The sequence below is a fragment of the Stenotrophomonas sp. STEN022 genome (assembly GCF_056760155.1).
The window spans coordinates 35,997-48,395 of sequence record NZ_JBRREG010000029.1; the positions used below are offsets into that span (position 1 = coordinate 35,997).

The window sequence follows — 12,399 nt, forward strand, 5'->3', positions numbered from 1 at the left end:
GGGGGAGGACGCCCAAGGCCCCCAGCCCCCCTCACCCCACCCCCCGCTCCGCGCCCCGGCCCTGGCGCCGGCGCATGGGCGTTCGAGGGAGCAGCGAACCGGTGGTTCGCAAACTGCCCCTCTTACCCCGCGTGCGGGAGAGGGGCTCAAGCATTGCAACTGATTGGCCTTACCAGGTACGGCGCAGCGGGTGGGCTTCGGTGTTGAAGACCACGCCTTCGAAGTCCAGGGTCTTGGCCGGGGCGAACAGCAGGTAGTAGTACTTGAACGTCTCGGCGAACAGGAAGCTCTCCATCGAGTCGTCCTTCTCCTTGCTGCGGACATCCTTCAGCGCGGCGAAGCCATGATCGGTGCGGGTGTAACGCACGAAGTCATCGAAGAACTCCTTGCCCATGCCGCGGTAGCGCGCGTCACCGGTGTAGTGGTGCAGGTAGTAAGCCGACTCGACGATCTCCGGGCGCAGCGCGTAGCTCGGCGAGCGCACTTCCATCTTGGCGTAGTCCAGCGACTCCGGCTCGATGTCATGCAGGCGCCACATCTTCAGGTTGGATTCCTGCAGGCGCTTGGCGCGGTCCAGGTCGCCGCCCAGGGCCAGCAGGCCCGGCATGAACGCGTCCAGCGCACCATACGTGGTAGAGGTGCGGGCACCGGTGTCCATGTCGGCGTGGCCGTACCACAGCTCGCCTTCACGCACTTCGTCGGCCAGGTACTGATTGATCGGGCCGATGCTCTCGTCCCACATCTTCTTGCAGTCTTCGTCGCCGAACAGCTTCCAGCACTTGAGCAGGTACTCGTAGTACGAGTCGATGCCACCGGCGATCGAGGCGTCCTTGTTGGTCCACTCGCCGGTCTCGACGTTGATGTTCAGGCCGACCAGGCCGATCTTGGAGCGACGCTTGTGGGTCTCCACCAGCGCGCGCTTGGCCTTGTCGTAGTACGCCTGCTTGCCGGTGAGCTTGGCCAGGGTGCCGAACTCCAGCAGCAGCGTGCCGGTTTCGGCCGGGTTGCTGATCTTGCCGCTGGTCTTGCCGGTGTGCAGGTTGACGTGGGTGTACGGCAGGCCGGTCGGGCTGTCGAACACCGGCGACAGGCGCGTACCCAGGTCATCGGCGAGCTTGAGCAGGCGCTCGTCGTTGGTCATCTGGTAGGCCGACAACAGGCCACCGAGCAGGCGGATGGTGACCTCGAAGTTCTGCACGTCCATGTCCTGGTCAAAGGACAGCTGGGTGACGATCAGCTCACGTGCTTCGTTGGCTTCCTTGTCCAGGCCGAGCAGCAGCAGCGTGTCCAGTGCGTCGACCGGCGACATCAGCAGCGGCTTGGGATACCAGTCGCGCGGCTGGCCGCTGAGCGGCTTCAGATCGTCGTGGCCCTTGGCGTACTGCATGTAACCCTGCCAGGCGTGGCGGGTGGCTTCACGGACCTGCTCGGCCATGCGTGCGGCTTCGGCGTCATCGACGGTCGGAAGCGCGGCGTCGGCTGGTGCAGCAGCTGCGGCCGGTGCAGCCGGGGTAGTGGCGGGAGCAGCGGCCTGCTGGCTGCAGGCGGAAAGCGCCAGCATCAGCGCGGCGACCAGGGGGGCGGTGCGCAGGGAACGGGTCATCAGTGGATCCTCTCGACGGAAGCGTTGTCTTGCGATGCAACGGGACGGGACTGCAGGGTGTCGCCCAGCGTCTGCAGGTGCAGGGCTGTGCGCAGGGTGGAAAGCGGTGCGGTGCTGCGCACGACCAGCGTGCGGGTCTGGCCGGGCAGCAGGTCAAAGGCGTTGTCCTCGACGCTGGCATCGGCATTGTTGAAGCCGATCCAGATGCCGCGGACCAGTTTTTCGGCATGCAGCTGCAGCAGGTAGTGATTGCCTTCAGCGCGCAGCTCACTGTGCAGCTGTGCCGGCTGCAAGGCTTGCTGCTTGGCGGCGACGAAATAGACGAGGCGCTGTGCCACTACTGCATCGCCACGCAGCAGCTCGAAGACAGCGACGCTGCGACTGGGGTCTGCGCCCTGCAGCAGCTCGGCGTCGCTGAAGCGTGCGGCCTCGGTGGCCGACAGTGCGGGCAAGCTGATCGGCCTGCGCTGCTGCTGCAGCTCCCGCCCATCGAAATCCAGCAGGCGCACACGCCACTGCCCCTGCAGTGCTGCACGGCCGTCGTTGAGCAGACTGAACCGGGTACTGCCTTCATCGCGCAACGCGGCCACCGCCACCTCGGCGAAGAAGCGCCGCGCATGGAAGTTCAGTGCTTTCCAGTTGCCGAAGTAATCGACGCTGGACCAGGAGGCACCCGGCCACACGTCGTTGAGCTGCCAGTACAGCGAACCCATCGTGTACGGCCGCGAGGCGCGATGGTGCAACGCGGCCAGCTCGATGCCCTCGGCCTGCATCATCTGGCTCAGGTAGACGAAATCAGGGAACGAGCTCGGCGTGCCGAATTCCATCTCGATGTAGTGCAGCAGACGCTCATTGCCCTTGCCATCCAGGAACTTCTGGTGCGCCTCGATCACCGGCCCATCCACCCGCTGTTCTTCCGGCGTGGCGAAGGCGTTGATGGTCGACAGCTGCGGCCAGGCCTGCAGGCCATACTCGGACATGAAGCGCGGGGTTTCCTTCAGGTAGGCCGTCGGCGGCAACGCCGGGTTGCCCCAGACTTCCCAGTAGTGCTTGTCACCACGACGCGAGTCATTGGCCTTTGTGTCCAGGTCATTGCTGGGCGAACTGGCCCAGTACGGCACGCCCAGGCCTTCCTCGGCGACGACGCTGCGCAGGTCCTTGCCGAACAGGTCCACATAGCCCTGCCAGACCTTCTCGGCGAACACCGGGTCGGCCTCCTTCAGGGTCTTGCCGTGGCCCCAATCCTTCCACGCGGTTTCTTCTTCGTTGTTGCCACACCACAGCACGATGCTGGGGTGGTGCCGCAGGCGACGGATGTTGTCGCGTGCTTCGGCAACGACGTTGGCGCGGAACGCAGGGTCATAGCCCGGTTGCATGCCGCCGCCGAACATGAAGTCCTGCCACACCAGCAAACCGAGCTCATCGGCGATGTCGAAGAAGGCATCGTCTTCGTAGTAGCCGCCGCCCCAGTTGCGCAGCATGTTCATGTTGGCATCGCGTGCGGCCTGCAGGTCGCGGCGTAGACGCTCGCGCGTCACCCGTGCCGGGAAGGCATCAAACGGAATGACATTCGCCCCCTTGGCGAATACCGGCACGCCGTTGATGACAAAGCCGAAGCCCTGCCCGCCATCCTTGTCCTGTTCGCGCTGCAGCTGCACGGTGCGCAGGCCGATGCGGATGCTGGACGTCAGCGCGTCCTGCTTGCCCTCACCCAGCCGCGCCTGCACGGTGTAACGATCCTGCGCGCCGTAGCCCACCGGCCACCAGCGCCGCGGCTTGTCGATCTGCAGTGGCAGCGACAGGTTGTTCTCGCCAGGCGCCAATGCGACATCGCGCTTGATCTGTGCAACCGTCTTTCCGTCCGGGTCACGCACGTCGATGACGACCTGCTGGGTGCCGGCCTTGTCCGCCTGCTCCACCTGCAGCAGCACGCTCAAGCGTGCCTTGTCCGCATCCAACGCATCAGTGCGTACTGCCAGATCGGTGATGCGCTGCTGATCCCAGCTGTCCAGGTGCACCTGTCGCCATACACCGGCAGTGACATAGCGCGGACCCCAATCCCAACCGAAGTGGTAGGCCGGCTTGCGTACGAAGTTGCCCACCATCGCGTCCTTGGGCTCATCCCCGTAGGGCGACGGATAGTTGCCGGCGATCTTGTGCGGCATCGCCTGCACCTGCGGCAGCAAGGTGCGGATGGGCGAGCGGAACACGATCTGCAGCTCATTGCCCTGCGCGCGCAGGCGGCCATCCACGCGTGCACGCCAGGTGCGGTGCGCGTTGTCGGCCTTCAGCAGCGGCTCGCCGTTGAGGCGGACTTCGGCGAAGGTGTCCAGGCCATCGAAGCGCAGCTCCGCATGCGGCCGTGCCAGACTTGCTGCATCCACGTCGAAGCGGGCGCGGTATTCCCAGTCAGCGAGTCCGATCCACTGCAGACCCGCCTCGGCCGCGCCCACGTAGGGATCGCTGATCAAGCCAGCAGCCATCAGATCGGTATGCACGCTGCCCGGCACCGTCGCTGGCTTCCACGCATCCATGCCCGGATGTGCCTGTAGCTGCGAATCGCCCGGCAGCAGACGGAAGCTCCATTGCGCCTGCAATGGCGCGGCCACGGCTGCACTGGTAGCCAGCGACAACGCGCACAGCAACAGGCCACGGCATGCGCGTTGAGCGAGAATTTGTATCGATCCAAACTTCGAATGCGCTTGCTGCATGCCATCTCCTCCCTGGTGCTGCTTCCGGTTTGCCTTACCGAGTACCACTGGCGATCAAACCACCATCAACAAAAATCCGAAACTACGCTTGCCCTGCAATTCGCTACTGAAGCCAAGCGCCGGAGCGGTCCCCGCCTTGGCGGGGATGACGACTGAAGCGACACGAATGCTGTTGATCAGCTTTCGCGCACCACATTCAACACTTCGTGGCAGGCACCCATCGTGTGGTAATCGGTCTTGCCGGCCGGGCTCTTCTCGTCGTCGTATTTGCGGTTGTCGGCGTCGAGGATGCGGAACCACGCGCCGAAACGATGATCGACGAAGTACTGCCACGAGTACGCCCACAGCCGGTCGTACCACTCCCAGTAGCCGGCATCACCGGTGCGCTTGGCCAGCAGTGCGGCTGCGGCCAACGACTCGGCCTGCACCCAGAAATACTTGTCGTCGTCGCAGACGAAGCTGTCGCCACCAATCGCCGCGCCATCCATGTTGGGCTGACGGCGCGATTCCGGTGCAAAGCCGTAATACAGGCCGCCGCGCGCTTCGTCCCAGGAGCGCGCCATCGAGGTATCGAACAGATGCCGCGCAGTCGGCACCAGCCAATCGGCATCGACGTGGCGATCGAGGATCATCAGCAACTTGGCCCATTCGGTCTGGTGACCGGGCTGGAACCCCCACGGACGGAACAGGTGCTTGGGATTGTCCAGGTTGTAGTTCCAATCGATGTTCCAATCGATGTCGTAGTGTTCCCAGACCAGGCCACCAGCCTTGGCCGCCTGCCGGCGGGTCATGTTGTCGGCCAGCTGCAAGGCGCGCTGCAGGTAACGCTGTTCGCCACTGGCCTCGAACGCGGCCAGCATGGCTTCGCACATATGCATGTTGGCGTTCTGGCCGCGGTAACCAGTGAAGTTCCAGTTGGCGTCGGCTTCGTCGCGGTACAGGCCGTGCTGCGGCTCCCAGAAGTGGCGCTCGAGCAGCTGCCAGGTCTCGTCCATCCACTCCCGACCCTGCTCGATGCCGGCCTTCAGCGCACAGCTGTAGGCCAGCAGCACGAAGGCCACGCCATAGCAGTGGTTCATGTCGTCCTCGACCTTGCCATCGCACAGGGTCCAGGCGTAGCCGCCGGTGGCCGGATTGCGGTGCACCTCGCGCAGGTAGCGCACGCCGTGCTTCACCGCATCCAGATACTCCGCATTGCCGTACTCGCGATAAGCCATCGCGTAGTTGAAGACGAAGCGGGTGCTGCTGACCAGGTGGCGATGGCTGCGATCGTAGATGCTGCCGTCGTCCCGGTAGTAGTGGAAGAAACCGCCATCCGCATCGATGCAATGCGGATGATAGAAGGCCATCGTGTCGGCGATATGCGCGCGCAGGAAGGCCGGGGAACGGAAATCGGGCGTAGTGGTCATGCGATGGCTTCCTGTTGCTGCAGCAGCTGCTGTACTTCACTCAAGGCGGGCATTGCCGCGAATGCACCCTTGCGGGTTACCGCCAGGGCACCTACCGCGGCAGCAAAGCGCAGCGTGCCATTGATTGCATTCGGGGTCTGGCAGAACGCGACAAAACCGGCGCCTGCGCCACCACGCTCAACCAGCCCGACCAGCACGCCGCCGACAAAGGCGTCACCGGCAGCGGTGGTATCCACCGCCTGAACACGGAAGCTCGGCACCTCGCCCTCCCCATGCCGGGTATACCAGCGCAGCGTGCCTGCACCGTCGGTGACGATCACCCAGCGTGCCTGCGCAGCCAACAGACGGCGCAGTACCTGCGCATCACCGTCGGCGCCCAGTGGCGCGGCCAGGTAATCGAGCTCTTCGCGCGAGAGCTTGATCAGGTCGGCGCGCTCCAAGGCCTGCCACAGGCGCGGCGAGGGATCGACACCCGCCGGCCACAGCGCCGGGCGCAGGTTCAGATCCAGGCTGACCACCGCGCCAGCAGCGCGCGCGCGCTCCATGCCGGCGAAGGTCGCCGCAGCGATGTCCGCTTCGGTCAGGCTGTTGGAGCAGACGTGGAAGCAGGCCGTGCCGTCGAAGCAGGCCGGCAGGTAGTGCTCGGCGCGGAACAGCAGGTCAGCCGCCGGCGGCCGGTAGAAGCTGAAGCTGCGCTCGCCATGCGCGTCCAGCGCGACGAAGGCCAGCGCGGTCTTGGCTGCGTCGGTACGCACGATGCAGTCGGTCTCGACCCCGGCCTGCTGCAGGCTCTCCAACAGGAAGTCACCGAACATGTCGCGGCCCAGCATGCCGGCGAAATGGCTGCTGGCACCCAACCGCGCGGCCGCCACTGCGACGTTGGCGGGGGCACCGCCAGCGTACTGCAGGAAGGCGCGCGGGGTCTCCGCCGAGGCCGGTGGCTGCGCTAATAGATCGATCAAAATCTCGCCGAAACAAACAATCTTGCCCATCTGGCCTTAGTCCTGTTGGGTGACGCCGGTGCTGGTACGCGAACCGACCAGCCCGTAGAAAATGATGTAGCCGTAGCACAGCAACGGCAGTACGAATGAATGGTGGACGCCGATGCGGTCGGCCAGCACGCCCTGCAGGAACGGCACCACCGCGCCGCCGACAATGGCCATGATCAGCAGACTGGATGCCTTGTTGGTCAACGGCCCCAGGCGTTCGATGCCGAGCGCGAAGATGGTCGGGAACATGATCGAGTTGAACAGGCCGATCGCCACGATCGAGTACAAGGCCACCTGGCCTTCGCTGGCCATGGTCAGTGCCAGCAAGCCCACATTGATCAACGCGAACAGTGCCAGCAGCTTGCGCGGCGAAAAGCGCACCAGCAGCAGCGACCCGGCAAAGCGGCCGATCATCGCCATGGTCCAGTACAGCGACACGTAGTGCGTGGCCTGCTGCTCACTGAAGCCGCCGATGTTGGGCTGCGACAGGTAGTTGACCAGGAAGCTGCCGATCGAGACCTCGGCACCCACATAGAAGAAGATGCCCAGCACGCCGAACAGCAGGTGCTTGTGGCGCAGCGCATCGCCATAGCTGTGGCGTGCGCTGTCGGCCTGTTCGCTGTTCTCGCTCAGCGACGGCAGCCGGAACAGGAACACGAACAGCGCCAGCAGGAACAGGGCCACTGCCAGGCCGAGATACGGCCCCTGCACCGACTGCGCTTCCTGCGCGCGGTAGGCCAACTGGTCAGCCAGCGGCAACGCGGTCAGCTCTTCGGCACTCTTCACCGTGTTGCCCAGGATCAACATGCCGCCAAAGATCGGCGCGATCGCGGTGCCCAGCGAGTTCAAGGCCTGTGCCAGCGTCAAGCGGCTGGAACTGGTGCGCTCCGGGCCAAGCAGCGCGACATAGGGATTGGCCGCTACCTGCAGCACGGTGATGCCGGTAGCCAGCACGAACAGGGCGGCCAGGAAGGCGCCATAGACGCGCAGCTCAGCCGCCGGCCAGAAGCCAAGCGCACCGATGCCGGCAATGACCAGACCGGCGACGATGCCCTGCTTGTAACCCAGCCGCGCAACCAGCCGACCGGCTGGCAAGGACATCAGGAAGTAGGCACCGAAGAAGGTGAACTGCACCAGCATCGCCTGGGTGTAGTTCAGTTCGAATACCGACTTCAGGTGCGGAATCAGGATGTCGTTGAGGCAGGTCAGGAAGCCCCACATGAAGAAGATGGTGGTCGCCACCGCCATCGCCACACGCGTATTGACCACGGGCGCCGACTGGCTTGATGTAGATGACGGCGATGTTGGTATGTGCATGTGGGCTGCCTGGATACGGTAATCGGGATATGGGGTTGAGGAGTCAGCTTGGTCTTGCTGCACTGCTTTCGCGGATCCGCAGCTGCACCGGTGCGACGGTACGCATCGGTGCTGCGTCGGGGTTGTCCAGGCGCTGCAGCAACAAGGCTGCAGCCTGCCGGCCACGTTCGCGTGGATCTGCGGTCAGCGTGGTCAACGGCGGCACCGCGACCGCAGCCTCGGAGATATCGTCGAAGCCGGTAACGGCGAAGTCACCACCCGGGCGTATGCCACGCGAGGTCAGGCCAAGCATCAGGCCCAATGCAACCGTGTCGTTGTAACAGACCGCCGCGCTGGGACGCTGTGCGCTTTCGAACAATTCGCCGGTACGTGCAGCGGCTTCCAGACGATTGGGTGCGGACTCGATCAACCAGTCCGCATGGATGGGCAAGCCCGCTTCACTCAATGCCTGCTGGTAACCCAAACGACGCTGCGCGCAGGAACTGGATGCCCCATGCCCGCCAAAGAAGGCGATATCACGATGGCCGCGTTCGATCAGGTGACGGGTCGCCATGTACGCGCCGTGCTGGTTGTCGAGGGTGAGAAAATCCCAGTCCGCGCCGGCCAATTCACGGTTGAACAGCAGCACGTTGGCGTGCGCGCCCAATACATGGCGCAGCTCTTCGGCATCGCTGCCTTCGGCCGGCGACAGGATGAAGCCGGTCGGCGTGTGCTCCATCAGCGTGCTCAACACCGCCTGCTGTCGCTGCGGTGATTCGCCGGTGCTGCCAAGCAGGGTCACGAAGCCCTTGCCACCCAATGCTTCGTCCACGCCGGAAGCAAACTCGGCGAAGAACGGGTTGGACAGATCATTGATCACCAGCGCGATCGACGATGAAGTACGCCGACGCAGGTTGGCAGCGGTGCGGTTGTACACATAACGCTGCTTGCGCAGCTCCGCCTCGACCTTGGCGCGGGTGTCAACATTGACCAGGGGGCTGCCGCGCAGCACCAGCGACACAGTCGCCCGCGACACGCCCACCGCCTGTGCGATGTCGGTGACGGTGACCGCGCGTTGGCCGGCCTTGCGTGCGCCCTTGGCGCCGGTAGAAGTGTCTTTCATCATTTCCGCTGCGGTTCCGGGATGCGCCAAGCCTAAAGGATCACAGCCAGCGCTTGCGCTGCCCGTGTCCTTCTTACCGGCCTTGGCGCTGCCCGAGCTCACGGCTGGGCGCTGCCCGGGGTGGCGCAGTACGACACCGGCAGGTCCGCCTGTGCGGTGCCCCAGCCCTGCTCCGGTGCCTGCGCACCGAGGGTGAAGCGCACATCGCCGCCCTGCTGCAGGCGCTGCCAATCCAGCCACACCGCCGGCTGCGGCTTGCCATCAACCTGCACGCTCTGGATGTACTGCAGGCTGCGCGGATCGGCGCCCGGCGCCTGCAGGCGCAGCGTGCGGCCATTGCCCAGAGTGATCTCGGCCTTGCTGTAGCGCGGCGCATGCAGCAGGAACTGGCCACTGCCCGGCACTGCCGGGTACAGGCCCAGCGCACTGAACAGGTACCAGGCCGACATCGTGCCAAGATCGTCATTGCCGGTGACGCCGTTTGGCGCATTGGTGAACAGCTGCTGCGCCGCGCGAACCACGGTGGCGGTCTTCCAGGGCTGGCCGATCAGCGTATACATCCACGGCGAATGCAGGTCAGGCTCGTTGTTCGGGTTGTAGCGGTACTGGTTGTAGTAGCTGTACGGGCCAACCACCCATTCCTTGCGTGCAGCGGTCAGCGGTGACTGCAGCAGCGCGTCATAGGCGAAGAACGCATCCAGACGCTTGCCGGCCTGTTCGCGGCCATGCATGGCCTGCAGCATGCCGGGCACGTCCTGCTGGACCAGCCACTGGTACTGCCAGCCGGTGCCTTCATGGAAGCCGTGTTGCGAACGCGGGCTGTAATGACCATCGGCCGGCGTATACCACTTGCCGTTCTCGTCGCGCGGACGCGGGAAACCAGTGAAGCCGGTTTCGGCATCGCGCACATCCGCATCCCACACCTTGTGCCAGTTGCCACCACGTGCGCGCAGGGTTGCTGCATCGTCGGCGTGGCCCAGGCCATCAGCCATCTGCGCCAGCGCGCAATCGGCCAATGCGTATTCCAACGTGGCCGAGCCGCCGTGGTGCGGATCAACGTCCATTCCCTTGGACGGGAAGGCACGGTCATAGGCCACATAACCGTTGGCGAGATAGCTGGCATTGCCGGAACGGCCAGCCATGCGCGAATTGATCGGCGGCATCTCGAAGGCATTGCGGCGCAACGCGCCCCAGGCTTCCGCCTCGCGGCCCTTGAGCGCACCGAAGCGCCACAGGTCGACCATGAACGGCGTCACCGGGTCACCGGTCATCACATTGGTTTCGAAATTCGCATAGCCCCAGCGCGGCAACCAACCGCCCTGCTCATTGATCGCCAACAAGCTGCGGCCGATATCACGTGCAACTTCCGGACGGGTCAGGGCCAACCACTGGTTCTGCGTGCGGTAGGTATCCCACAGCGAGAAATACTCGTAGTAGGTCCAGCCATCGGCACGGTGGATGACGTCGTCGTAGCCACGATAGCGGCCATCGGCATCGCTGCCAGTCATCGGCTGCAGCAGCGCGTGATACAGCGCGGTATACAGCACGGTGCGGTCATCGGCATTCGCACCTTCAACCTTGACGCTGCCCAGCTGTTCGCGCCACTGCGCCTGCGACAGCGCGCGCATGCGATCGAAGCCCAGCAGCTTGCCGCCCTGCATGCCATCGCTGCGCAAATTGTTGCGCGCACCTTCGGCATCCACATGCGAGATCGCACTGGTGGCGGTGACGCTGCGGCCATCGGCCAGGTCAAAGCTCAGCCACGCACCATTGGGCTTGGCCTCGCCTTCCATGCTGTGGCGCGCGCCGGGCAGGCCGCCTGCTTCGCCCCAAGTGCCGTGCGCCTTGAACGGGCGGTCGAATTCGATGCGGAACCAGGTGGTGTACTGGTGGCCGCCGCAGAAACTCTTGGTGACCAGCTTGCCTTCCACCGCGCGATCGCCAACAACATCGATCACGCTGCCGATCACCGAATGGCGCTCGTTGGCCTGGGCCACGTTGACCAGCACCTGGCCTTCGCGGACGCCCGCGCTGAAGGTGTAGCGCTCGGCGGCGGCGCGGGTCAGCGCGGTGGTTTCCACGTCGATGCCGCGGTAATCGGTCAGGCGGACTTTGTAGTAGCCGGCCTGGCCGACTTCGCCATCGTGGCTATAGGCCGAGGCATAGTTCTTGTGGTCGAAGCGCTTGGGGTCCTTGGTGTCGAAGTCACCACCGGGACCGATGCTGCCGGTCACTGGCAATACCGAGACCTGACCGCCCTGCTCCCAGCAGCCCGCACCGGAGATGAAGGAATGACCGAAGCCGCGGATCTTTTCATCGTCATAGCGCCAGCCCGAGTAATGGCTGCCGATCGGGCTGACCTGGATCAGGCCGAAGGGTGCCGACGCGCCCGGGAAGGTATTGCCGTCATCCTTGCTGCCGATGAAGGTATTGACCTCGCGCTCCAGCGCAGCCGACGGCGCTGCCTGCAGCAACGGCGCGAAACTCAGCGCCAGCAGGCAGGCAGCCGTTGCCAACGGGCGGCGGCGGGAAGGGGCAGTGGATGGCGATCGGCTCATGCATTGGATCCTTGGGTCGGTCGGTACGGCGGCGATGTAGCTACGGCAGAAGTTGGCCCGGACAAGCCGGGCCGCTGATGTCCAGCCCATCCGGGAACGGGATGGGGGAGAGATGCCAGGCATCAGCAAAACAGGTTGGCCCCCGCACCTGCCCCGACAGCCGTCACGACGGCAGCCAGCGGGACAAAAGCAACAAACATTGGGCCGTGGAAAGCGCTACTCGGCAGTGTTTTCAGTGGTTTGCAGCCAGCATGGCCCCGCCCTGCGCGGCCCCACCTGCATCCCCGGAAGTACTTTGCCGAAAATTTAGATCGATCCAAGTAAAGCATGGGCATTTCGCCCAGCGCATTCTGCGGCGCAACATCGGCAGAAAAATCCGGCCTGTAGTGCCGAGCCATGCTCGGCAGAGGCCTTACCGGTAAAGCCCCAAAAGCAGCCCTCACCCCAACCCCTCTCCCGTAAAAGGGAGAGCGGCCTGTAGTGCCGAGCCATGCTCGGCAGAGGACTTCCCGGTAAAGCCTCAACAGCCAACCCCTCCCCGGCCCTCCCCTTGGCCTGCGGCCAAAGGGAGGGAGCCAAGCGTAGTGCTGAGCCATGCTCGGCAGTGGCTCCCCCGATATCCCCGTGGTGGTGGGGGGGGGGGGGGGGGGGGCGGGGCGGGGCGGTGGGCACGGCGCCGCGGAGGGCGGGGGGGCCCGCCCCGCCACGCG

The 12,399-nt window shown here is 64.8% G+C and carries 7 protein-coding genes; all 7 read right to left on the reverse strand.

Features of this window, described 5'->3' with window-relative positions:
- Positions 1-169: 169 nt before the first annotated feature.
- The 7 genes from ACVOMF_RS08305 to ACVOMF_RS08335 all read right to left on the reverse strand — a co-directional run bounded on the left by ACVOMF_RS08305 (position 170) and on the right by ACVOMF_RS08335 (position 11,689).
- Positions 170-1,603, reverse strand: coding sequence for a glycoside hydrolase family 47 protein (locus tag ACVOMF_RS08305; RefSeq protein WP_481508859.1), 1,434 nt, complete (start codon positions 1,601-1,603; stop codon positions 170-172).
- Positions 1,603-4,314: a beta-mannosidase gene (locus tag ACVOMF_RS08310; protein WP_481508860.1), complete on the reverse strand. Its 2,712-nt coding sequence runs from the start codon at positions 4,312-4,314 to the stop codon at positions 1,603-1,605. Before ACVOMF_RS08310 ends, ACVOMF_RS08305 begins: the two co-directional genes overlap by 1 nt.
- A 176-nt stretch (positions 4,315-4,490) precedes the next feature.
- A complete protein-coding gene (locus ACVOMF_RS08315; RefSeq protein ID WP_481508861.1) occupies positions 4,491-5,723 on the reverse strand; it encodes an AGE family epimerase/isomerase in 1,233 nt (410 codons plus the stop codon).
- Positions 5,720-6,715, reverse strand: coding sequence for a carbohydrate kinase family protein (locus ACVOMF_RS08320; RefSeq protein WP_481508862.1), 996 nt, complete (start codon positions 6,713-6,715; stop codon positions 5,720-5,722). Before ACVOMF_RS08320 ends, ACVOMF_RS08315 begins: the two co-directional genes overlap by 4 nt.
- 6 nt (positions 6,716-6,721) lie before the next feature.
- On the reverse strand, positions 6,722-8,029 hold the full coding sequence (gene fucP, locus ACVOMF_RS08325) for an L-fucose:H+ symporter permease (protein WP_481508863.1): 1,308 nt from the start codon (positions 8,027-8,029) through the stop codon (positions 6,722-6,724).
- A 43-nt stretch (positions 8,030-8,072) separates the two neighbouring features.
- On the reverse strand, positions 8,073-9,131 hold the full coding sequence (locus tag ACVOMF_RS08330; RefSeq protein WP_481508864.1) for a LacI family DNA-binding transcriptional regulator: 1,059 nt from the start codon (positions 9,129-9,131) through the stop codon (positions 8,073-8,075).
- Between the two features lie 98 nt (positions 9,132-9,229).
- The gene (locus tag ACVOMF_RS08335) at positions 9,230-11,689 is read right to left on the reverse strand and encodes a GH92 family glycosyl hydrolase (protein WP_481508865.1); all 2,460 of its coding nucleotides are present in this window, start codon (positions 11,687-11,689) and stop codon (positions 9,230-9,232) included.
- Between the last annotated feature and the right edge of the window lie 710 nt (positions 11,690-12,399).